The following is a 25020-nucleotide window of genomic DNA, read 5'->3' as shown; positions in this document are numbered from 1 at the left end:
AGGCTTGTAACATCAGAGATAAGAACAACTTTCGGGAGAGGCTAAGACGATTTTTTCACAAGCCATATTCGGAAAAAATCTTATGAACTCTGAGAAAAGCAGCACATTGTTTGAACCTGTGAGCTGCGCGAGTCCCTGTTTTCGGGGCTGCACAGCTGAAAACGGGCAGTCAGGCATCAAAAGGGCGGGGATTCACTGATGGAGTAGTTCGACGCATGCTGTTGTGACATTTTTTTGTCAGTAGCGCTTTTTGGATTTTTGCGCCGTTCTACTTCCAGCAGCTGTCAGGTTCTCTCCTCGACTTCGAAAAGGTGTGCTGACCCTTTCGGTAGGTACGTGTCGACGGTGGTCGGCAGCTGTAGTGAGGATGGAATCATGGCTACTCTCATTGGTGTCGTCAGTCAGGTTGTCGGCGAAGTGTTCGCGGTAGCGAGCGATGGATCGCGCCGGCCAGTCAGTGAAGGTGACCGGGTCTATGCCGGCGAGCAACTGGTAACGGGAGCCTCCGGGGCCGTTGCCGTAGCCATGACCAACGGGCAGCAGTTGACGCTTGGACGCGACAGCAGCATGACGCTCGATGCACAGATGCTTGCCACCAGCAACACGCCGCAAGCTCCGGCTGCAGAACCGTCTCCGGCGGCGCCGAGCGATGACGACCTCACCGATGTCGAGCGTCTGCAGGCGGCCATCGAAGCTGGCGTCGACCCGACCCAGGAAGGTGAAGCCACTGCCGCCGGCCCGGGTGCTGGTGCCGGTGGTGCGGGCGGCGCCGGCGGTGGTCATTCCTTTGTGATGCTCAGTGAGGTCGGCGGGGCGCTCGATCCGGTCATCGGCTTTGACACCGCAGGCCTGGTGGACGGGCCGGAGTTTCCGGCAGCTCTGCCCATCGCTACCGCAGACCCCGATGGCACACCCACCGGCGGCAACGCCTCCAACGCCGTGGATGAAGATGGTCTGCCGGATGGCATCATCGGCGGGGTGAACGATCTCGACGGGGAGGCTACGTCAGTCTCCGGAGTGCTGGGTTACAGCTTCGGCCCCGACGGGCCGGGCAGCTTCACCTGGTCCACTGCCGGGCTGGCCGCGATGGGCATCAGCTCCGGCGGCACGCCGCTGATCTATCAGGTGAGCCCCGATGGCCTGACCCTGAGCGCCTACGCAGGCGAAACCCTGGTGTTTGTCGCTCAGGTCACCAATTTCCTGACCGGCAGTTATCAGTTCCAGCTTTTTGCGCCGCTCGACCATGTTGCCCCCGCACTGGGTGGCAGCGATGAAAACGACATTCTCTACCAGTTCAACTACACCATCACCGACGGCAATGGCACGCCGGCCAGCGGCAGGCTGAGCATCCTGGTGGACGATGACAGCCCGGTGGCCAGCGAGGGGCAGTGTGCGATCGTCAGAGGACTGGTACACGAAGACGCCCTGAGCACTGGCAATGCCGAGCCCGGTAGTAGCCCGGTGCAGACGTCCGAGATCAGCGGTGGGCCAGGTACCCTGGATGCTCTGGTCGACTTCGGCGCCGACGGCCGGGGGGGCTTCCACCTCAGCACCGATCCCGATGCACTGGCCGATCTGCAGGCTCTGGGGCTGAAGTCGGGCGGCGACAAACTCGTCTATTCCGTCTCTCCGGATGGCACTGCCCTGACCGCCGTGACCGAGCTGGGCGGTGTGCCTGTCTTCTCCCTGGTGGTCACCCCCGAGGGTGGTTACACCTTTACGCTGCTGGGACCGATCGATCATCCGCGTGCTGATGGTGATGACTCCGAGCGGTTGGGTGATGACAGTCTGGCGCTGGACTTCTCCAAATTGCTGATCGCCACCGACTACGATGGCGATGCGGTTTCCGGCGGTTTCAACGCTGGCAGTTTCGTGATCGATATCGAAGACGATGTGCCGGTTCTGGTCGACGACAACCATTGCCTGACCCTGACCTACATGGGCGGTGATGCGGGCTATAGCAACAGCTATGGCTATTACATCAAGGGGCCGGATGGCTTGCCGGTCAGCGGCCAGATCATCTGGGGCGATGTCTCGGCTCTGAGTGATGGTGTCTCCGTAACCTTGCACGGGCTGAATCCCAGCGAGGTAGGCTTTTTCGTCATTCCCAACGGTGCGGCCAACGTCATTGCCAGTGGCTCCGAAGTGACCTTTCAACTGGTCGATGGCCAGTGGCAGGCGTTCATCGGGGATATGCCGCTGGTAGGCGAAGCGGGTGCCAACGTGGTGTTTGACGACTCGACTCTCAACCCCGATGGCAAGTCTCATGTCGAGAACAATGGCGCACCGGGCAACCAGAACTGGGAAGACACCAACCTCGGCGGCGACAACGACTACAACGATGTCAACATCCAGGTGAGCTGGAGCAGCAAGGCCCTGGTTGGCGGTACCGTGCATGAAGACCTGCTGACCACGCCGCATCAGGGCAACCCCGAGGCCGGGCAGCGTCTGGTGGTCAGTTCCGAGGGAGCTGCCGACAGTCTCATGGCAATGGTCAGCTTCGGCGCCGACGGCCCGGGTGAGTTCGGCCTGGTCGATGCTCCTGCGGTGGCGGCCGAGCTGTCCGCCCAGGGCTTGAAGTCGGGCGGCCAGGCATTGATCTACAGCATCAACGAAAGTTACGACGATGACGGTAATCTGGTCAGCACCACGCTGACTGCCACAGCTGCTCCCGGTGTCGGTGGCTACCCGGTGTTCACCCTGACGGTGAATTCGGACGGCAGCTACCGTTTCGAGCTGCAGGGCCCGGTCGATCATCCGCGTGCCGATGGCGACGACACGGAACTGTGGGCATCGGAGGGCGGTATCGGCATCGACTTCACCCGCCTGATCACCGCGACGGACGGCGACGGCGATCCGCTGCAAATGCCGCAAGACGCGAAGGGGCTGTTCGTCATCAATATCCAGGACGACGTACCGCTGCCAGCCCAGCCAAACCCGCAACAGCCCGTGGTTGGTGGGCTGGTGCATGAGGACGTGCTCGGCAATGGCAACGCTGAAGCGGATAACGAGCCGGCGCAAACCCTGATAGCCGAAGGTGGGCCGCATACGCTGGATGCCCTGGTCAACTTCGGTGCCGATGGCCGCGGGACTTTCCATCTGAGTCAGGCACCCGGGGCCTTGTCCGGCCTGCAGGCGCTTGGCCTGACCTCTGGTGGTGTGGGGCTGGTCTACAGCGTATCGCTCGATGGCACCACCCTGACTGCCACCGCAGGTGAGGGCGGCAGCACGGTATTCACCCTGGTGGTGGGGGCTGACGGCAGTTATCGGTTCACTCTCAAGGGGGTGCTGGATCACGAGGATCCGAACGGGGTTGACTCGGAAACCCTTGGCGACAACAGCCAGGCACTGGACTTCTCCGCTGTGCTGGTGGCCACCGATGGGGACGGCGACCCGATTGCCGCAGGCTTCCCGGCCGGCAGCTTCGTGATCGACGTGGAGGACGACGTACCGATTCTCAAGACCCTCGATCCGCAACAGCCTCCACTGGGCGGCACTGTACACGAGGATCTGTTGAGTCATCCCCATGCCGGCAACCCGGACGCTGGCAGCCAGACCCTGGTGCTCAGCACTGAAGGTGGGGCGGGCAATCTGGCGTCGCTGGTGTCCTTCGGTGCCGACGGTCCTGGTGTCTTCGGTCTGGTCGACAGCACCACCGCCACGGCCTTGCTGGAGGCTCAGGGGCTGACGTCAGGCGGTGAGAGTCTGGTCTACCTGGTGGAGGAGAGCATTGTCGGCGGACAGCTGGTCAGCTCCACGCTGACTGCCGTTGCCGCCGATGGCCTGGGCAGCTACCCGGTCTTCACCCTGACGGTGAACGCCGATGGCAGTTTTCACTTCGAGCTGCAGGGGCCGATCGATCATCCGGTCGCAGATGGCAATGACGGCGAGCTGTGGGCTAACGATGGCGTCTTCGGCATCGATTTCACCCACCTGTTCACTGCCACCGATGGCGATGGCGACCGCCTGCAGCTGCCGGAAGGCTCCAGTGGCCTGTTCGTCGTCAATGTCCAGGACGACGTGCCGGAGCTGGTGGTCGGAGAGCCTGAGCATTGCCTGACCCTGACCTACAAGGGGGGGGATGCCGACTATGCCAACAGTTATGGCTACTACATCAAGGGTGACGACGGCATGCCGGTCAGCGGTGTGCTGATCTGGTCCGATACCAGCAAGCTCTACATCGGCAGCAGTGTCACGCTGGAGGGGCTCGATCCCGCCAGTGTCGGCTTCTTCATCATTCCCAATGGCAACGTCAATGGTGTGGCCAATGGCACCGAGGTCAGCTTCCAGCTGGTCGACGGCCAGTGGCAGGCATTCGTGGGTGATACCCCGCTGGCCGGATCGGGCGGGGCGTCCATCGTCTTCGGCGATAACGCGCTCAACCCCGATGGCAAGTCTCATGTCCAGGATAACGCCGCGCCCGGCAACCAGAACTGGGAAGACGTCAACAACGGCGACAGCGACAACGACTACAACGACGTCAATATCCAGGCCACCTGGACGGCCAAGACGCCGCCTGCCATCGGTGGCACGGTGCATGAAGACAAACTGACGTCACCCAACGCTGGTAATCAGGAAGCTGGGCAGACGCTGGTCATCAGCACGGCTGGTGGTGCCGGCACGCTGGCCTCGCTAGTGGCCTTCGGTGCCGACGGGCCCGGCAGCTTCGGCCTGGTAGACAGCGATGGCGCTGCCGCGTTGCTGGACGGCCAGGGGCTGACCTCCGGCGATAAGCCGCTGGTCTATTCGGTCAGTGAAAGCTTCGATGGCGACGGCAATCTGCTCAGCACCACGCTGACTGCTACGGCCGCCGACGAAGTGGGTGGCTATTCGGTATTCGAGTTGGTGATCAATGCCGATGGCAGCTTCACCTTCACCCTGCAAGGGCCGATCGACCATCCGCAGGCCGATGGCAACGACAGTGAGCTGTGGTCGAGCGCTGGCCAGATCGGCATCGACTTCACCCATCTGCTGGCCATCACCGACGGTGATGGCGATCCGCTGAACATCCCCGAAGGTGTTGGCGGCCTGTTCGTCATCAATATCGAGGACGATGTGCCGACCCTGAGCCTCGGGGTAAATACTCAGGCACTGGCTCAGCTGGAAGTGGCGCTGGACGAAACCCGTGGCAATCAGGATCGTTACGCCGCGAACGACGACCAGAGCCAGGGCTACATGAACGACGACAATGGCGCGTTGGCCAAGGTCACCACCCAACTTGCCGGTGGCCTGACTTCGCTGTTCACCATCGGTGGGGCAGCCGGGGCTGATGGCCAGGCTTCGCTGAGCGGTACGCTGAGCTTCTCCGGGGTGCCGGCCCAGGGGCTGGCCACCACACTGTCGGCCACCAATGGCGGTGCCATCCGCCTGTTCGTCGACCCGGCCAACAGCCAGGTCATCAAGGGTGTCGACGCCACTGGCGATACGGTCTTCACCATCGCCATCGTCACTGTCGATGGTCAGCCGCAACTGCAGACCACGCTGTTCGAAGCGATCCGCCATCCGGACAACGATCAGCGTTTCGACGAGGCGGTCGATCTGCTGATCAAACACCAGGGCTCGTTGCAGCTGCAGTATCAGGTAACCCGTGTCGACGGTGATGGTGACGCGGTGACCCGTACCGCGAAGGTCGAGCTTGCCGGCGGCAATTCGTCCTATTTCTCCTTCCAGGACGACGGCCCGAAAATCATCAAGTTCGAGCTGGGTCACAGCGTCAAGCTATACGTCGACGAATCCGTTGGCAAAGGTGGTTCCAGCCAGAACGAACCCGGTCAGGCTGCGCCGAATGACGAGCAGGGCCACGGCAATGTGCTGGGTTACGCCCGGATCGACGGCGAGAATCTGTTCAAGCTGATCGCCGATGGTGGTTCCGATGGTCTGGACAGCGGCCGTACCCGCTTCTCCCTGAGCCTTGCCGGCAATGGTGTGGACTCCGGGCTGAATGCCACGGCCGGCGGCGACATCCTGCTGTACAAGGAGGCCGATGGCAGCATCCTGGGTAAAGCCAATGGCGTCACGGTGTTCAAGATCAGCGTCAATGCCGCTGACGGTAGCGTGACCCTGGTGCAGTACAAGGCCATCGCCCATGGCGACACCAGCAGCCATGACGAGCTGGCGCTGCTCAAGGATGGCGTGCTGAAGCTGAACGTGACGGTCTATGACAAGGATGGCGACCCGCAGAGCGCCAGCCTGGATCTGGGCAAGGTGGTCGGCTTCGAGGATGACGGCCCGAAAATCACCAGGTTCGAGCTGCAGCATGGCACCAAGCTGTACGTCGACGAATCGGTGGGTACCACCGGTTCCAGCCAGAACGAGAATGGCCATGTCGCGCCGAATGATGAGCAAGGCCATGGCGATGTGCTCGGCTATGCCAGCATCGACGGCAAGGATCTGTTCAAGCTCACGGTGGATGCCGGTTCGGATGGCCAGGACACGTCGCGTACTCGTTTCGAGTTGAATCTGAGCCAGGACGGTGTGGACTCCGGGCTGGATGCTACCGCAGGCGGTGATATTCGCCTGTACAAGGATGCCGACGGCAACGTGCTGGGGGTGGCCAATGGCGTCACGGTATTCAAGGTCAGCGTCAATGCCGGCAGTGGCAGTGTGACCCTCGTGCAATACGAGGCCATCGCCCACGGCAATACCAGCAACCATGACGAACTGGCGTCGATCAAAGACGGTGTGTTGAAACTCGGTGTGACCGTCTATGACAAGGACGGCGACTCCCACAGCGCCAGTCTGGATCTGGGCAAGGTAGTCGGTTTCGAGGACGATGGCCCCTCCGCGGGCACCACCAATGCCGCCTACGCGCTGGATGATGAAGGCCTGCCCAATGGCATCAACGGTGGCGAGGGCGATGTGACGGGGACGAACACCACGGTCTCCGGCACGCTGGTATTCGACGCCGGCTCCGATGGTCTGCGTGGTATCTCCCTGTCCGGGCCGAGCGTATTGGGCACCGAGAACGTCACCTCCACCTGGAACGCCGACAGCAAGACGCTGACCATCAGCAGTGCCGCGCGTGGCACGCTGGTGACCGTGGTGTTGACCGATCCGGCGCTCGGCAAGTACCAGCTGGAGTTGCACCAACCCCTGATGCATCCGGCTGGCCAGGACGAAAACGACATCACGCTGCAGATCGGCTACACCGTGACCGACGGTGACGGTGATACCGCCGAGGGCAAACTCGTGGTCACGGTCAACGACGACACCCCGACCATCCAGGCCATGCAGCCGGGCTTCGAGTCGCAGGCCACCTTCCTCGGCAGCGACGCCGGCTATCACAACAGCTACGGCTATTACTCGCGAGATGCCGACGGCAATCCATCCGTGGGCAAGGTGATCTGGGCTGATGTGAAGGCGCAGGCGGCGGGAACCACCTTCGATCTGGATGGGCTCGATCCAAGTGAGGTCGGCTTCTTCATCATCCCCAATGGCGCCGCCAATCTTGCGTTGAGCAATGGCGCCGAGCTGACCTTCGGGCAGGATGCTGATGGCAACTGGCAGGCCTTGCTGAACGGGGTGCCGCTGAAAGGTGCTGGCGGTGCCAGCGTGCTGTTCGACCGCGCCGAGTTCAACCCGGGCGGCTCGCACCTGCAGGACAACGCCGCACCCGGCAACCAGAACTGGGAGGACGTGACCAACAATCCCGACTACGACTACAACGACGTCAACACCAACGTGACCTGGGGCATGCCGCTGCAGGTGGACGAGACCTATCTGGGTACGCCGGATGCAACGGTCAGCCGCAACTTCAGCTCGGCCTTCAACGCCGAGTATGGTGCCGACGGCCCCGGTTCTCTGGTCTACGCGTTGGTAATCAAGTCGCCGAACTCCGGGCTGGTCGATACCGAGAGCGATGAAGCGGTCAAGCTGGTGTTCAACGGCTCGGTGCTCGAAGGCCGTACCGAAACCGGTAACGAGCTGGTCTTCACCCTGAGCGTCGACGCCGCAGGACTGGTGACTCTGACGCAACTGAGGGCCGTGGTTCATCCCACCGCCCAGCCGGATGAGTTGCATCTGCTGGGCGGTGACAAGATCGGGCTGCAGGCCACCATCACCGATGCCGACGGCGATCAGGATTCGGCCAGTATCGACCTGGGTAAGGTGCTGGGCTTCCGTGATGACGCACCGATGGCGGTCAACGATGAGATTGCCGGTGAGGTCTCACGCTCGGCAGTCGATCAGGTCGTCGGCAACGTCAACGACCTCACCGGCAACGACAGCTTTGGCAACGATGGCAAGGCAAGCGTCTCGCCGGTGCAGATCATCGGCCAGGGCAGTCAGGGCGGTACGCTGGTCATCGATCCCAGCGGTAATCTGGTCTACAGCGCCGGCAGTGGGGCCAGCGCCGGTACGGAGGTGTTCACCTATCAGATCACCGACGGCGATGGTGACGTTTCCACGGCCACCGTGACCCTCACGCTCGGCGGCAATGACCCGGTCGGTGGCCAGGCCTCCGGCAGCGTCGACGAAGATGGCTTGCCCAATGGGTTGGCCGGAGGCCCCAACGACCTGGCTGGCGAAGCCACCACGGCCAGTGGGGCGCTCGGTTATCAGGTGGACAGCTTCGGTGGTTTTGCCTGGGATACCAGTGGCCTTGGCAGCCTGTCTTCAGGCGGCTTGGCGCTCAACTATCAGCTCAGTGTCGATGGCAAGACGCTGAGTGCGTTCGATGCCGGTGGCAATCCGGTCTTCACTCTCAGCCTGACCAACTCGGATACCGGGCAATACAGCTTCAAGCTGTTCAAACCGCTCGATCATTCGGCACCGAGCGTTGCCGGTACGGCAGACGAGAACGACCTGAACCTGGCCTTCTCCTACAAGGTCTGGGACTCCGCGGCGCCTTCGGCTCCGGCCACGGGTAGCCTGACGATCACGGTGGATGACGACTCGCCGGCCACGCCCGATGACATCGCCAAGTCTGCCAGCGAACCGCAAGGCATCCACACCAACCTCATGGTGGTGCTGGATCTGTCCGGCAGTATGGACGACGCCCCGTCGGGTGTCAGTGGTTTCAGCAGCAAGCTGGCATTGGCCAAGGACGCGGTGCAACGCCTGATCGACAGCTACGACAACCTTGGTGACGTCATGGTACGTATCGTCACCTTCGCCAATACGGCCAGTGCCGTGGGCAACGTCTGGATGACCGCCGCCGACGCCAAGGCCTGGCTCACCGCGCTGGCCGACAACGCCGGCAATGGCTCGACCAACTATGACGATGCGCTGATCAAGGCGATGAATGCCTACGACTCGTACGGCAAACTCACAGGCACCAGTGTGCAGAGCGTCTCGTACTTCCTGTCTGACGGTCAGCCAACCCTGTCCAACGCCAACCCCGGCAATAACAACAATGGCAGTCAGTACAACCCGGAACTGGGCGATGGCATCGGCGCTAGCGAGGAGGCAGCCTGGATCGCCTTCCTCAACGCCAAGGGCATCAAGTCCTACGCGCTGGGCATGGGGCTGGGCAGCGAACTCGACAAGACGCTGCTCAACCCCATCGCCTATGACGGCAAGGCGGGTGTCAACACCGATGGCATCCTGGTCTCCAACCTCAACCAGCTCAATGACACCCTGCAGGGCACCGTGACCGGCACGGTGATCTCCGGCAACCTGATCAGCGAGGGCAGCAATGGCTTTGGTGCAGACGGTCCGGGTCTGCAGCCGGTCGCGGCGATCACCCACAACGGTGTGACCTACACCAGCGCCTCCGCCGGCTACGATGCCGCGAGCCAAACGCTGACCTTCACCACTGCAGGAGGGGGTTCGTTCAGCGTCAACCTGGTCACCGGTGCCTACACCTACAACTTCAACGGCGATGTTGCCGAAGATGTGACGGACACCATCCGCTACACCCTGGTCGATCGTGATGGCGATGCGGTGTCTGCCGATCTCGAGCTGACCATTACCGACCGCAGCGAGGTGTATGCCTACGACAACTACAACCAGGCCATCGTCGGGCAGACCCTGGTTACCCCCGACTCTGTAACCAAGGTGCTGGCGAACTTTTCCAGCACCAGCAATCCGGCCTCGTCCGGGCCCAACCACAACCCGTGGATATTCGATACCACCGATAACGGCAACGTGAGCGGCAATGAAACCACGGTGATCACGCAGGCCAATGTCATGGCTGTCGCGGGCAACAAGTGGGGCGTATCCGCGATCAGTTCGTCCAATGGCGTCAGTGTGCAGGGTGGGGCACTTCAGCTCATTGACAGCGACCGTAACGCCGGGGTCAGTACCAAGGCTGCAACACCGACCTTCGAGGTGGCTGAGGGCAGCACGGCCAAGGTCTCGTTCGACCTGGGCAGCATCAGCAACTTCAGTAGCAGCGGCTCGGGAGATCAGTTCACCTGGACGTTGTACAAGCAGAACGGCAGCGCTTGGGAGCTGGTGCAGAGCGGCACCCATGCGTCCAGTAACGCGACTACCGTCACCAGCAACAGCGTGGGCGAAGGTACTTATCGCCTCTACTTCGAGGTCAATGATCGCACTAACAACAGCAGCAGTTTCCGCGTGCGGGTGGACAACATCACCCTGATCACCGTTGCAGCCGCGATGCTGGTCGATACCGCCACGGCAGTAGCGGGCAACGTCCTGACCGATCCCAACAACTACGTGGGCAGCGCCCACCCTTGGGGAGCGGTGGACAGCAAAGGCAGCGAAGGGGCCGTGCTCAGCGTGCTGGATAACGGCAGCTTTGTCGCCGTGGGTACTTCCAAGACGATTGTCGGCCAGTGGGGAACCCTGGTGATACAGGGTGACGGGTCCTATACCTATACGCCCAACAGTGATTACGCCAATCTCGGCAAGGAGGAAGTGTTTACCTACCGCCTGACGCAGCCGGACGGTGATGTCAGCGAGGCCCGTCTGGTGGTCGGCATCGGCTCTGCTCCCGCGGTGCAGCCGAATGTGCTGATGGGCAACGAGGCGCTCAACGATACCCTGCTCGGTAGCGAAGCGAGCGACGTGCTGCTCGGGTTGGGCGGTAACGACACGCTCCGTGGCCTGGGGGGCAACGATCGTCTGGAGGGCGGCGACGGTAATGACACCCTGATTGGCGGCAGAGGCAACGATGTTCTGGTCGGCGGCGCCGGCGACGATATCTTCGTCTGGACGGCCGATGACCGTGGTGGCAACTATCACGATATCGTCAAGGACTTCGGCAACGGCGCGGACAAGCTGGATCTGTCCCAGCTGTTGCAGGGTATCGATGGCCCCGCCAGCGCCGATGTACTGACCCAGTATCTGAGCTTCGACTTCGTCAGCAATCCGGGCAGTACGGTGATCAACGTGGCCAGCGCAGGAAGCAGTGCGCCGGTGGATCAGACCATCACCCTGGAGAACACCGTGCTGTCCGGCGGCAATGCAGCGGATATCATCCAAGGCATGCTGGACCACGATCAGTTGGTCGCCTGAGGTGCGAAGGAGCCGTTGGCCTCAGGTCAGCGGCTTCTCAGACAAACGGAAATGTTTATCAGAGTTTCCTTAGCCGAAGCACTCAACTAGAGTAAAGCCCGCTACCCGTTCAGGGAGCGGGCTTTTTTTATGGCGTTTGCTGGAGGCAACGATGGTTTACGTACAGCGCGACGCGGCCGGGCGTTTGTTGCGGGTTGAACACCAACCCTTCGAGGGGATGACGGAGAACCTGGCGGTCGAGAGCGAGGAGCTGCATAACTGGCTGGCTGCCAAGGAAGAGGTCAAGGCACGGCTGGATAGCCTGAAACAATCCGACCTGGAGCTGGTTCGTGTGCTCGAAGACGTGGTCAGCGTACTGGTCGAGCGTGGCGTCATCCGCTACACCGATCTGCCCGAGGCAGCTCGCCAGAAACTCGACCAACGTGCCATCGCCCGTGCCGAGATCGAAGGCCTGAGCGGTCTGCTCGGTGATGAGGATAATGATCTGGTATAGCCGCGGGCTCGGACTGGCGTTGGGCGTGCAGACCGTGCCTCGCCTTTCCAGACATGATCACTGACTTCAACTGATCGTTTTTCATGCAACTCATAGCAGGGGGGCGGGGGCACCGATAAGTCGGCCCATGGCCCCATGGATGCCCAACTCGCTCAGCACCTCCAGTTCTCCCCGGGTTTCCACCATTTCGGCGATCAGCGGCAGGTCGATACTGTTGGTGGCACGGAAGATCGCCTCGATGAATAACCGCTTGTCACTCTCCTTGTCGATGGCGCGGATATAGGTGCCGTCGATCTTCAGGTAGGCCAGGCCCAAGTGGGTCAGGTTACCGATCAGGCTGAAGCGACCGCCGAAATGCTGCAGACCCAGCCCGTAACCGAGCTCACGCAGGCTTTGGCTCAATGCCTCCAGTTCTGCCGGCGGTGGCAGGTGACGTTCGTCCACCTCCAGGGTCAGCAGGTTTGCCTGCTCCGGGCGGCTTCTTAGCAGGGTGAGAACTCGCTCCCGATTCGCCGGCTCGCGCAGCGTGGCGGCCGACAGGCTCAGTGCCAGCGGTTCGGCATGGAGGGTAAGGTGGGTGAGTACATGCTCAAGCATGGCCAGGTCGAAGCGGGCGCCCCAGCCGAGGCGTTCGATCCAGGGCAGGAAACGCCCGGCAGCGATGGCTTCGCCTTGTGGATCCAGCAGCCGCGCCAGCACCTTGCGCTGCAGAAGCTTGCCGGAAACGCATTCGACCACGGGTTGGAAATACAGCTGCAACTTGCCCTGGTTCAGCGCATCGTCGATCCAGCCGCGCCAGTCATGAAGACCATGACCGCTCTGTGCGTTGAAATCGTCCAGGCGTTCCCAGCAGCGTTCTGCATTGCTCTGGGCCTGGGCCAGCGCCTGGTCGGCGCGGCCGATCACGCTGGGGGGATCCTCGCCGGGGCGGAATGCAGCGATCCCCATATGGGCCACGGGGTTGCAGTCACTGGCGCCGGTCTGGCGCAGGTTGCTCAGGTGCTCGCTGATCTCTTCAGCGAGACGATCTGCGTCATCGCCGTTCAACCCCGGTGCAAGAAGGGCGAACTCGCCACCGCGGCTGCGCGAGGCCAGCCATTCGCCGCATTCCGGTGCTTCCAGTAGGCGCCTGAGCAGATCGCCCAGGGCGCTGATCAGCGCATCGGTACGTTGCCCGCCCAGACGTTGATTGAGCCCGCCGAGATCGTTGACACGCAACAGCAGCAGATAGCCCTCGGCATTCTGCTCGTTGACTACCAGTTGATTGTCCAGACGAATATCGAACTGGCGACGGTTGGCCAAGCCGGTCAGGCTGTCCTGGTACGCCTCTTCGCGGAGCTTTTCGCTGCGTGTGGCCTCTTCGGCGAACAGCGTCTTGAGCTTGTCGACCATCTGGTTCATGGCCAGGACCACGCGTTTCAGCTCCGGGGTACGTGGTACGCGGGGCAGGGTGAGGAACTCGCGGCGGGTAATGGCTTGCGCTTGTTGCACCATATTGTCCAGCGGGCGCAGTTGGGTGCGCAGCAGCCAGCCGCCGAGCACGGCGCTGACCAGGCCGCAGAGCAACAGCCAGATCAGGCTGCCAATGGCGCCGTCCCACAACTTGGCCAGGGCGAATTGCGGATGGCTGAGCACTTCGACCCTTGCGGCCTGTTCCCAGCCGCGCATGATCAGGGCGTCGCCACCTTCGGGTTCTAGGTTCACCAGATCGACGAACCACTGCGGGACATTCTCTGCGCGCACCTCGGTGTTGCGTTCGACCAGCACCTTGTTCTCAGGGATGCTCACCACGCGGATGCTGGCGAAGTAGCCGCTGTCGAAGATCGAGCTGACCATCAGTTCGAGCATCGCCGGGTCATCCACATGGGGCGTCATCGACAGGCCCAGAGCCGTGGCCGCGTCCTGGGCATGGGAGCGTAGCTGGCTGAGTAGTTGTTCACGTGAAGTCTCGACACTGGCGACGAAGCTGCCGGTAAAGGCCACGACCAGGAACAGGCAGATGGCGAGGAACAGTTGTTTCAGTAGGGACATATTCTTCCTCCTAGCCTTCGCCCACGGCGAAGCCCTCGGCATGCATTTTTTTCAGAATGTCCTGCCAGCGCGAGAGCTTCTTCGAGTCGCTCTTGCGGGTGTTGGAACCAGGCAGGTAGAGGCCTTCGGCATTGAAGGCGTAGACCGGGAGCAGGTCCTTGCGCTGTGAGGCGGGGCGGATGTCGTTGATCAGGTTGTCCAGCACCAGCGGTTCGGCGCTCGGGCTGGCGTAGTAGGTCAGCACCATGTGCGCCTGGTTGTAGTTCAGCGCCTTGACGTAGGTGATGCGCAGCTTCTCGCTGGGGATGCCGAGGCGTCGCAGGGTGAAGTACTTGGCGATGGAATAGTCCTCGCAATCGCCGGCGCCCTTGACCAGCATTTCCACGGGGGTGGCCCAGTAGTCGTTTTCGCGCCAGAGCTGAATGTCGTCGACGAAGCGCACCTTGCGGTTGAAGAAACGATTGACCTCGTTGAGCTTGTCTGGCTCCGGCAACGCCGCGCTGGTCTTGATCAGCTCTTCCCAGTCGAGCAGACGGGTTCGCGCTGGGCCGAGGTTGCCGTAGCGGCTCTCGGCATTCTTGATGATCAGGGCGAAGTCCCAATCCGCCTGGGATAGCGCGGCCAGCAACCCACTGCCGATCCAGAGGATCAGCAGTCGCCACCGCCATCGCTGAATGCGCAGCCGTCGCATGGGTCGAGTCTCAGTGCCTGATCGTCGAAGTCTAGGCGAGGTGTCGAGTTCTTGCCGGTCGCTTCGCTGGAAAAAGAAAGCGGTGTCAAAAGGTTGTCGAGGTGTTGGCCGGCTTCGTAGCCCGGATTGCATCCGGGCCATGCAGAGCGCTTACGGATTGGGCAGGGTTTTCTGTTTGAGTATGTAGATGCTCACCAGCACCGCGCTGGTGAGCATGAAGGCGCGTGCCCAGGGTAAGGGCACCAGATAGCAGGAGAAGGCGATGCTCGCCCACATCAGCACCAGCGCGTAGACCTTGCCCTTGAGCGGGATGCCATGACCTTCGAGGTAATCGCGAATCCAAGGCCCCAGGTGCGGATGGGTGACCAGCCAGATGTAGAAGCGCCTCGAGCTGCGCACGAAGCACGCGGCAGCCAGGAGCAGGAAGGGTGTGGTCGGCAGCACCGGCAGGAAGATGCCGAGGACCCCAAGGGCGACGCTCAGCCAGCCGATGCCCAGCAGCAGATAGCGGACACTGCGATGGCGGCTTGGCTGGATGTCATGCGGCATGGGCAGTCTTGGCGGCAGCCGGAGCAGTGCCCCGGCTCGCGGTCAGTGGCGGGGCTTGAGCAGCGCTGGTTTTTCTTCCGGAGCCTGGCACAGCAGGAACAGGGCGGTGAGCAGCTCGGGAATCTGATCGATCATGCTGTCCACCAGATCGCGATCACGGGCAATCTCGGCGAACTCCTGCTGCTCGTCGAACAGCCCGGAGCCGACCATGATCGGCAGCAGCAACTCGCTGACTTCGTCTTCGGCATCCTCGAACCAAACCGCTTCACGCAGGAACACACCTTCCATGAAGCCAATGCACCAACCGCGCAGGTCGGAATCGTCCGGCTCGTCACCAAGATCGAGATCGCAGGGCAGTTCGGGTTCTTCTTCGCCAGCCAGCTGACGTGCGATGTGCGCCTTCAGGTGGATCAGGGTGTTCTCGATCTCTTCGCGCTCGGCGTCGCTGCGATAGTGCGGCGGCTCGGCGAACAGCGCATCGATCCACTCGCGCTCCGGCACCTGATCCGGGCAGATCGCCAGGGCAGTGAGATAGCCGTGGGCGGCCACATAGTCCAACGCCTCTTCGTGCAGCTCATCGGCATCGAGAAAGGCTTGCAGGCGGGACAGTTGCTCAGCGAAGGACATCGTGGGGTTACCTTGGGGCTTGGGATAAACGAGGTTGGATTCTAGTTCACCGCCGCCTCTGCGACCAGCATAGGCGCTCTGCAAGAGGCGATTGAGCGGCTTCGGACGGGTAGGCGCCCTGTTCAGTGCGTTCCTGCGGCATAATGCGCGGCTCGATTTGGAGGCCTTCATGCTCGACCACGCCCTGCGCATTCTCAAAGACGTTTTCGGCTACGACGCCTTTCGCGGCAACCAGGCCGCGATCATCGAGCGTGTGGCGGCAGGCGGTGATGCGCTGGTGCTGATGCCCACCGGTGGCGGCAAATCGCTGTGCTATCAGGTGCCGGCGTTGATGCGCGAAGGCCTGGCGGTGGTGGTTTCCCCGCTGATCGCGCTGATGGACGATCAGGTGGCGACACTCGACGAGCTGGGCGTGGCAGCGGTGGCATTGAACTCCACGCTCAGCGTCGATGAACAACGCGAGATTGCCGACCGCATCCGCCGCGGGCAGATCAAGATGCTCTACCTGGCGCCAGAGCGCCTGGTGCAGCCGCGCATGCTGAATTTTCTGCAGGGCCTGGACATCGCTCTGTTCGCCATCGATGAGGCGCACTGCGTATCGCAGTGGGGCCATGATTTCCGCCCGGAATACCTGCAGCTCGGCCAGCTTGCCGAGCTTTTCCCGCAGGTGCCACGCGTTGCCCTGACCGCCACGGCCGACAAGCGCACCCGCGAGGAGATCGTCCAGCGCCTGCATCTGGATAACGCCGAGCGCTTCCTGTCGAGCTTCGACCGGCCGAACATCTTCTACCGCATCCAGCCCAAGGATCAGCCACGCAAGCAACTGCTCGGCTTTCTCGCTGCGCGCAAGGGCGATGCGGGCATCGTCTATTGTCTGTCGCGCAAGAAGGTCGAGGAGGTCGCCGACTTTCTCAGCAGCCAGGGCTTTCCGGCGTTGCCTTATCACGCCGGCCTGCCCAACGAGCTGCGGGCCTACCATCAGAAGCGCTTTCTCAACGAGGAAGGCCTGATCATGGTGGCGACCATCGCCTTCGGCATGGGGATCGACAAGCCCAACGTGCGTTTCGTCTGCCACCTGGACCTGCCCAAGTCGCTGGAGGCCTATTACCAGGAAACCGGTCGTGCCGGCCGTGACGGCTTGCCAGCCGATGCCTGGATGGCCTACGGCCTGCAGGACGTGATCTTCCTCAAGCAGATGCTGGCCAACTCCGATGGCGACGAGCGCCACAAGCGCATCGAACAGCACAAGCTCGATGCCATGCTGGCCCTGTGCGAGGAGACACGCTGCCGTCGTCAGGCACTGCTGGCCTATTTCGACGAGGAACTACCGCAGCCATGCGGGCACTGCGACAACTGCATCGACGGCGTCGAGACCTGGGACGCCACCGAGCCAGCGCGCCAGGCGCTGTCTGCCATTTACCGCAGCGGTCAGCGCTACGGGGTCGGCCATCTGGTGGATATTCTCCTCGGCCGCGATAACGAGAAGATCCGCGCCGCCGGCCATCAGCACCTGGCAGTGTTCGGTGTGGGCAAGGGTTTTTCCGAGGTCGAGTGGCGCACCCTGTTCCGCCAGCTGGTCGCCCGTGGTCTGGCCGATGTCGATCTGGAAGGCTTCGGTGGCTTGCGTCTGGACGAGAGCTGCAGGCCACTGCTGCGCGGTGAAGTCAGCCTGCAACTGCGCCGCGAACCGAAGCCGGCGCAGGCGGCCAAGGCCTCCAGCAGCGCCGCCAGCCAACTGGTGCGTGGCCACGAGCGGGACATGTGGGAGGCCCTGCGCAGCCTGCGTCGCAAGCTCGCCGAGGAGCACAGCGTGCCACCTTACGTGATCTTCCCTGACGCCACGCTGCTGGAGATGCTGCGTAGCCAGCCCAGCTCGCTGAGCGAGATGGCCGAGGTCAGCGGCGTGGGTGCGCGCAAGCTGGAGCGTTACGGGCAGGCTTTCCTCGAGGTGCTCAATGGCGCCGCCGCGGATGCAGCACGGGCTCCGGTGGCCGATCTGCGCCACGAGCTGGTCAGTCTGGCACGTGCCGGCATGACGCCTGCGCAGATTGCCGGGCAGCTCAAGTGCACCGAGAAGAACGTCTACAGCCTGCTGGCCGAAGCCATCGCCGAGCAGCAACTGACCCTGGAGCAGGCGCTTGACCTTCCCGAAGAGCTCCTCGGTGAGATTCAGGAGAGCTTCCTCGACGGCGAGGGCGAACTTCCTGCAGTCAGTGAGATCGCGCCTTTGTTCGCCGGACGTGTCGACGAGGCAGTGCTCTACTGCGTGCGTGCGGCCCTGCAGGCCGAGTTCGAACTCTAAAGCATGGGTGGCGAACTCGCCGCTGCGCTTCTGGCGTCATCTCCATGACAAGGCTAAGGTGTCGAGCAGGCCGCCAGATGACGAGGTGACGGTGCCTAACTATCACGCCTGGCTCGATGAAGTTCGTCCGAGCCCCTATGCCGACCAGCTCAGCCTGGGGTTTCGCTGGTTGCGTTTTTCCCGCGTGCTCGAGCGCGAATACCGCGCCCACATGCTCGAAGACAGCTTCGAGCTCAAACGCATCGCGCTGAGCGTCGCCACGCTCATCTGGCTGGCTTTGGCTGCGCTCGACGTGCTGGTGGTGCCCGCATCGCATCTCGGCTGGGTGATCGCCATGCGGATCGTGGTGCTGGTCATCCTGCTGGTGTGTGCCGCGCTGATCCTGCAGCGCCGGCATGTCCATCTGTTACTGCCGCTGAGCATGACCTGCATCCTCGCGTTAGGTGTAGGTGCAGCGCTGATCATCGGCATCGCACACCATGCCGATCCCGGCTATCCCTACGAAGGGCTGCTGTTGGTAAGCATGGCAGCTACTTTCTGGTTGGCCTGCGTCTGAACGAAGCCCTTGCCTGTTCGCTGATCGTGCTGTTTGCCTACGTGCTGGCCGAATGGTTTGCCGGGCTGGCTATGCCGAGGCTGGTCAACAATGTGCTGTTTCTCGTGCTCGGCAATCTCACCGGTGCCGTTGGTTGCTATTTGCTGGAATACAGATCGCGCGAGCATTTCCTGATCAGCCGGTTGATGCGCCTGCTCGCCTATCACGACAGCCTGACCGGTCTGCACAACCGACGCAGTTTCAATTGGCAGTTCGAGCGTCTGTGGCGCCAGGCGCAGCGCGAAGGCAAATCCATGGCGTTGTTGCTCTGCGACGTCGACCATTTCAAAGCCTACAACGACTGCTACGGTCACCACGCCGGAGACATGGCGTTGCAGCGTGTTGGTGCACTGATCAGGCAGGCCGCACGGCGACCGCTGGACATGGGCGTGCGGCTTGGTGGCGAGGAGTTCGCCGTACTGCTGTTCGATATTGGCGCCACCGAGGCCTGGCAGCGTGCTGAAGCGTTGCGGCAGTCGCTGGAGGAGGCGGGTATCGCCCATCGCGGTTCCGGTAGCGGTGAAGTGCTGACCATGTCCATTGGCGTCGCCTGCCTGTGTCCCGAAACCGAGCCCGAATTGAGTCGGTTCTACGAACAGGCGGATCGTGCGCTATACGAGGCCAAGGCTTTTGGTCGCAACAAGGTGGCCTCCTGAGGGACAACGGACAAGGCTGGACCGGTCGCATTCTGCAACGCTATCGACGCATTCTGCGCTTGCCCTGTGCATCGGGTTATGGCTAGCTAGCTAATAATTAGTTTTTGACCTTTGTGCGAGCTGCTAGTCCATGTCTTATCCCGATCAACATCGCTTTGCCATGCAAGTTGCCCAGCTGTCACGCGCCTGGCGTTCCGAACTCGATAGACGCCTGGTTGGCCTGGGGCTGTCTCAGGCGCGCTGGCTGGTACTGCTGCATCTGGCGCGTTTCACCGAAATGCCGACCCAACGTGAATTGGCGCAAAGTGTCGGCGTAGAAGGGCCAACCCTGGCGCGACTGCTCGACAGTCTGGAAAACCAGGGGCTGGTGATGCGTGTGGCAGTGCCCGAAGATCGCCGTGCCAAGAAAATTGCGTTGCAGCCCAAGGCGCAGCCTCTGATTGAGAAGATCGAGGCGATTTCCACCCAGCTTCGTCGTGAAGTCTTTGCCGGCATCGATGAAGACGACCTGCGCCGCTGTCAGCAGGTGCACGCAAGAGTGCTTGGCAATCTGGTGAAGTGACCCTTTCCCCGGGGGCCTTACGAAAGTCCCCCGCGCCCGGTGATGGATCGGCATGCTCGTCATGACTTGCAAACGCCGCCCCTGATCCCGAGCTGTCTCGGCCTATCATCGCTCGGCGACCTTTCGTACAGATCCTATATCCGTCAAATTTCCGATCACTTTTTTATTGGCGGAAATTTTGTGCCCAACTTTTGACTGATTCTGCTTGATGGCACGGTGCCTTCACCGGCAAACTGGCGTCCAGATGGCTACTTGTGGTGAGTCGCCATATTTAGCTCCGAGACCGCCTCGACAAGGACCCTGTAAGCGTTATCGGATTTTTTCGGGCACGCGCCAAATCCCCAGCAAAGGGAAGCACAGACGGGAATCGGGGAAGTGCTGTTCGAACCGGATTACCCTGGAGGTCACATGGCTCGGGTGCGTCAGTTGATGTTGGGTTTGGCGTCGGGATCTGCCCTGTATTCAGGAATGGCGCCTGCACTCGGTTTAGGTGAGATCACGCTGCATTCGGCGTTGAGCCAGCCCTTCGAGGCTGAAATCGAGCTGCTCGAAGTGGGCGATCTGGGGGCGCAGGACTTGCACGTGGGTCTGGCTCCTGCCGAAGTCTTCAGCCGTTCTGGTGTCGAACGCATCTACTTCCTCAACGATCTGCGCTTCACGCCATTGCTGCGCGGCTCGCGCAGCGTGATCCGGGTGGTGTCGAGCCGTCCGGTGCGCGAGCCCTACCTGAATTTCATTGTTGAAGTGGCCCGGCCCAACGGCCAGCTTCTGCGAGAGTACACCGTGTTGCTGGATCCACCAGGCTCCTCGGCCTATACCGCCGTAGCGGCTGCGCCGAGCCCGGTGCCGGCTGCGCAGACGAACGTTTCCGCAGTTGTGCCCGCTGCACCGCAGCGGACGCTCACGCCACCGAGTGCGACGGCCGGGCATCGTTACCAGGTCGCTCGTGGCGACAGTCTCTGGCTGGTTGCCGCGCGTCTGCGCGAGCAGGGCAGCGCACTGTCGCAACAGGCGCTGATGGATGGCATCTTCGCACTGAACCCAGGTGCCTTCAGCGGTGGAGATCCGGGCCGTTTGCTGGCCGGCGCGGACCTGTTGCTGCCCGACGCCGCTCGCATCGGCTCTGCAGAGCCTGTGGTGGCTGCGATATCGACAGCGGCATCGCCCGCCATTGCTGTTCGGAGTGATGCCGAAAGTCCTGTCAGCGCTCCTGTGGCGGCCATGGAGCCTGAGTCGGAACAGGACGATAGTCTGCAGCAGCTGGCAGAGAAGCAGCGTCAGGTCGATCTGGAGCTGGCCAATCAGGCTGCGGAGAACCTGCAGCTGCGACAGGGCTTGGCGCAGCTGCAGGCCCAACTGCTCCAGTTGCAGGAACAACTGGAGCAGAAGGAAGCTCTGCTGGCCAGGCTGTCGGCGCTTACGCCGGCCGAAGCCGTCACCGCGCCTGCCGCCACAGCACCGACAAGTGCGGAGAATCCTGTGGTCGCGGAGCGCGGAAGGTGGACGATGCTGTTCGCCGGTGGCGTCGGTTTGCTGCTGATGCTCGGCGCACTGTTCTGGGTGGTTCGGCGTGGTGGCGGGAATGAGAGGGCGGTGGTGCAGGTTCGGCCTGAAGTGGAAGTGCCTCGGCAACCTGTCGTCGCCCATGGCGCTGCTGCGGTTACCCCGCCAGCCCCTGCGCCGATGGGCAGGGTGGTGCCTGCAGCGCTGCCGTTGCGTGTGCAAGGACCGGTCGACCCGCTCGAAGCTGCCAACGTTTACATCGCCTACGGGCGCATCAGTGAGGCGCGTGGCGAGTTGAGCAAGGCGCTGGCTCAGGAGCCACAACGCACCGACCTGCGTTTCCGCCTGCTGGAGGTTCTGGCTATGCAGGGGGATGGTGGCGGTTTCGCCCGTGAGGAGGCTGTGCTGCGTACCGAGGCGTTCGATGCTGCGCGTATCGAGGCACTGAAAGCGCGCTATCCAGGGCTGCAGGCGACTCAGCAGGCGCCGAGCGAACCTGCAGCGGCGCAGCCGGTGGCGGCACAACCACTGGCCGATCAGGATTTTTTGCTCAACCTTGACGACCTGTCGCTGGATGCTGACTGGGATCTGGTCAGCCCGTTCCCGACGGTCGCCAGGGTCAAGCCCAAGGCGCCCGCCGAGCCGGAGTTCGATACCTCTTTCGCCAGCAATCTGCAGGAACTGCCGGAAGTGTTCGAGCTGCACCACGAAGATGAGCAAATGAGTGCTTTCGGCGAGATGGAGTTGGTGCTTGGCGATGAGGTGGCTGACAGCATCGCCAACGAGGCAGAGGGCGTAGCCGAGGTCGTTGCTGCGCTGCCGGTGGACATCGATGTGTTGGCAGGCAATCCCGAGCACATGACCCGCCTGAATCAGGCCCTGGCCTACATCAATCAGGGCGATATCGCCACGGCCTGCGACATCCTCAATGAGGTGATCGATCACGGCGACGACGAGCAGAAACAGGCCGCGCGCCAGTTGCTGGCGAAGATTGCCTGATCGATTGCTGTATAACGAGGCCGCGCACATGCGCGGCCTCGTCGTTTCAGAAGCTCTTGCCCAGATTCAGGTACAGCGCCTTTTCTCGTTCGTCGTTGAAGCCGTAGCTGAAGTTGAGCGGACCCAGTGGCGTATCCAGGCCGAGGAAGATGCTGGCGGCGTTGATATAGCCGCTGTCGAAAGCGTTGTCGTTGTTCCACGAGCGGCCACGCTCCAGCGACATTCCCAGATACAGCGGGACGTTCAGCGGCAACAGCGAATTCTGTGTCATGCGCCGGTAGTAGATCATTCGCGCCAGTGCCATGTTCTGCCCGCTCAGCGAGTCCTGGCGGAAGCCCGACAGTTCCTGGGCGCCGCCGAGGATGAAGCCTGAGGTGACCACCTCCGCTTCATCCAGCGTGCGGCCGTAACGGCCACCGAACAGCCAGGTGTTGGGTCCGTGGCTGTAGGCCTTGTCCAGCTTCAGCTGCCATTGCCGATACTCCTCGTCCGAGCCCAGCCCGCGGTCGTACTTGCGCACCGTCAGGCCGATGTCCTCGCCCGTGTGCGGGAAGTCGAAGTTGTCCAGGGTGTCGAAGGAGTACAGCAACTCGTAGTAGCCCTCGCTGAAACTGAAGCTGGGCAGATCGCGCTCGCCGACGCGCACATCCGCCTCGCCCCAGGCCTGAGCGATACCGAAGCGGATTTCGCCGTTGTTGGCAATCTGCCGGCCAAGGTTGAAGCCATAGCCATAGCGCTCCAGGCGGTATTCGGCGATGGGGTCGTTGTCCAGGATCGCTTCGACGTTCTGCATTTCGCCGAACAGATAGGGCGCGACGAAATAGCGTGAGCCGGCATCCAGTGGTTGATAGAACTCGCTGTAGAGTTCCTGGCGATCCCCCAGCTGCAGGCGGGTCAGCCACTCCGCACCAAGCTCGTTGATACCATTGATGCGGTAACTGGCGCCTATGTTGAACGCGCTGTCACCGCGCATGTCATCCGACAGGTTCAGTCCCAGGCGCAGGTAGTCGGTACCGGTACGCTTGCCGCGTGCGTCGATCACCAGGGCGCTGCCGTGCTCATCCAGTGGCTCGATGCGGTACTGCACACGTTCGAAATAATCCAGGCCGTACAGTGTGCCCATGTCCTTCTGCAGGCGGTCCACGTCCAGCGGTTCGCCCAGCGGTTGGCGAATATGGCGGCGAATCACCGTGTCGCCGACTTTCGAGTCGTTCTCCACATGGATTTCGCGGATGACCGGGGTGCGCTGCTCACGGGTACGCGCCATGGCCAGCGCCGGGCTGCCGGCGCCGGTGGTACGCAGTCGGGCCAACTGCTCCGCCTTGATCTGCGTGGCGCGGTAGCCGGCCTCCATCATCTGCTCGCTGCGATTGAAATCGGCAACACCGAAGCCGGCCAGTGGCGGCTGGATCAGCACATCGCCGGCGGTCAGTGTCGCCAGTTGCGCTTCGGAGTTCTTGCGCATCATCAGGTTGATCGACTGGTTCATCACATCGACCACCGTGAGCAGATCCCTGGCCGGCTTCAGCGGCATGCCGAGATCGACGACGATGACATGGTCGACCCCCATCTGCCGCGCCACATCGATCGGCACGTTGTTGACCATGCCGCCGTCGACCAGCAGACGACCATCCACCTCCACCGGGGCGAATACCGCCGGGATCGACATGCTGGCGCGCATCACCTGTGGCAGGTGGCCGGTGCTCATGATCACCTGCTCGCCGCTGACCACATCGGTGGCGACGGCGCGATAGGGAATCGGCAGGTGATCGAAATCGCGTGTGGCGCTGCGGTGCACCAGCAGGCTTTCCAGCAGCAGCGCCAGGTTCTGCCCCTGGAGCACGCCCAGCGGCAGACCCAGGCTGCCGTCGTCACGGAAACTGAGTTTCTGCTTGATTAGAAAATCGCGGTCATCCTGTTTGCGGCGGAAGGGAATGTCCTCGCGCGACGGCGAGTCGGACAGCGCCTGCTGCCAGTCCAGTTCCACCGCCAGCCGTTCCAGCTCTGCCACCGAATAGCCGGCAGCATAGAGGCCGCCGACGATGGCGCCCATGCTGGTGCCGGCGATGGCATCGATGCGAATGCCTTGCTCCTCCAGTGCCTTGAGCACGCCGATGTGTGCCAGGCCGCGGGCGGCACCACCGGACAAGACCAGGCCGACCCGTTCGGCGGCGATGGCAGGCAGGCTGGACAGGGCAAACAGGCAGAGCAGCGAAACGAGCAGGCGACGCATGGCGGTTTCCGGCAGGAGCATGGACAAAGGCCGCTATTATAGGCACCAAGCCCCATCGTAGAGCCGCTGTCATGTCCGATCAGAAGCCTGAAATCGTCATCACCTATTGCACCCAATGCCAGTGGTTGCTGCGCGCCGCCTGGCTGGCTCAGGAGCTGCTCAGCACCTTTGCCGACGAGCTGGGGCGGGTCAGTCTCGAGCCCGGCACAGGCGGGGTGTTTCGCATCCTCTGCGATGGTGAACAGATCTGGGAACGCAAGGCCGATGGCGGCTTTCCCGAGGCCAAGGTGCTCAAGCAGCGGGTGCGTGACCAGATCGATCCAACCCGCGACCTGGGCCACAACGACCGCTAGGCTGG

Annotated in this window: 11 protein-coding genes and 1 pseudogene; 7 read left to right on the top strand and 5 right to left on the bottom strand. The window is 62.4% G+C overall.

Annotated elements, in window-relative coordinates; genetic code table 11:
• Nucleotides 1–375 precede the first annotated feature (375 nt).
• Together OEG79_RS12985 and OEG79_RS12980 are read left to right on the top strand one after the other, a co-directional pair.
• Nucleotides 376–11421 (top strand): retention module-containing protein, encoded by an 11046-nt coding sequence (locus OEG79_RS12985; protein WP_264145416.1) that lies wholly within the window; start codon nt 376–378, stop codon nt 11419–11421.
• A 151-nt stretch (nt 11422–11572) separates the two neighbouring features.
• Nucleotides 11573–11914 (top strand): tryptophan synthase subunit beta, encoded by a 342-nt coding sequence (locus OEG79_RS12980; protein WP_264145415.1) that lies wholly within the window; start codon nt 11573–11575, stop codon nt 11912–11914.
• A 90-nt stretch (nt 11915–12004) separates the two neighbouring features.
• On the opposite strand, the gene lapD is transcribed toward OEG79_RS12980, so the two are convergent.
• The 4 genes from lapD to OEG79_RS12960 form a co-directional block, all read right to left on the bottom strand.
• Nucleotides 12005–13945 carry a cyclic di-GMP receptor LapD gene (lapD, locus tag OEG79_RS12975; RefSeq protein ID WP_264145414.1) on the bottom strand — a complete coding sequence of 647 codons (1941 nt, stop codon included), beginning with the start codon at nt 13943–13945 and terminating at the stop codon, nt 12005–12007.
• A 10-nt stretch (nt 13946–13955) separates the two neighbouring features.
• Nucleotides 13956–14636, bottom strand: a complete 681-nt coding sequence (gene lapG / locus OEG79_RS12970) for a cysteine protease LapG (protein WP_013716141.1) — start codon at nt 14634–14636, stop codon at nt 13956–13958.
• 150 nt (nt 14637–14786) lie between these two features.
• A complete protein-coding gene (locus OEG79_RS12965; RefSeq protein WP_013716140.1) occupies nt 14787–15185 on the bottom strand; it encodes a YbaN family protein in 399 nt (132 codons plus the stop codon).
• A gap of 42 nt (nt 15186–15227) precedes the next feature.
• Entirely contained in the window at nt 15228–15812 is a 585-nt protein-coding gene (locus OEG79_RS12960; protein ID WP_013716139.1) for a YecA family protein, read from the bottom strand.
• 169 nt (nt 15813–15981) lie between these two features.
• Between OEG79_RS12960 and recQ the strand changes: the two genes are divergently transcribed.
• From recQ to OEG79_RS12940, 4 genes and pseudogenes are all read left to right on the top strand, one after another.
• Nucleotides 15982–18114, top strand: a complete 2133-nt coding sequence (gene recQ / locus OEG79_RS12955) for a DNA helicase RecQ (protein ID WP_264145413.1) — start codon at nt 15982–15984, stop codon at nt 18112–18114.
• A 91-nt stretch (nt 18115–18205) separates the two neighbouring features.
• Nucleotides 18206–19365, top strand: a pseudogene (locus OEG79_RS12950) (diguanylate cyclase domain-containing protein).
• Between the two features lie 130 nt (nt 19366–19495).
• Nucleotides 19496–19927, top strand: a complete 432-nt coding sequence (locus OEG79_RS12945) for a MarR family transcriptional regulator (RefSeq protein WP_264145412.1) — start codon at nt 19496–19498, stop codon at nt 19925–19927.
• A gap of 468 nt (nt 19928–20395) precedes the next feature.
• On the top strand, nt 20396–22429 hold the full coding sequence (locus OEG79_RS12940; protein ID WP_264145411.1) for a FimV/HubP family polar landmark protein: 2034 nt from the start codon (nt 20396–20398) through the stop codon (nt 22427–22429).
• A 46-nt stretch (nt 22430–22475) separates the two neighbouring features.
• On the opposite strand, the gene OEG79_RS12935 is transcribed toward OEG79_RS12940, so the two are convergent.
• On the bottom strand, nt 22476–24662 hold the full coding sequence (locus tag OEG79_RS12935) for a patatin-like phospholipase family protein (RefSeq protein ID WP_264145410.1): 2187 nt from the start codon (nt 24660–24662) through the stop codon (nt 22476–22478).
• Nucleotides 24663–24733: 71 nt separating this feature from the next.
• Between OEG79_RS12935 and OEG79_RS12930 the strand changes: the two genes are divergently transcribed.
• Complete coding sequence (locus OEG79_RS12930) at nt 24734–25015, top strand: SelT/SelW/SelH family protein (protein ID WP_264145409.1); 282 nt, start codon at nt 24734–24736, stop codon at nt 25013–25015.
• The last annotated feature ends 5 nt before the right edge of the window (nt 25016–25020 follow it).

It is taken from the genome of Pseudomonas sp. Z8(2022), assembly GCF_025837155.1.
GTDB lineage: Bacteria > Pseudomonadota > Gammaproteobacteria > Pseudomonadales > Pseudomonadaceae > Aquipseudomonas.
Note: the sequence above shows the minus strand (reverse complement) of the source record. Positions and strands in the feature narration are given on the sequence as shown.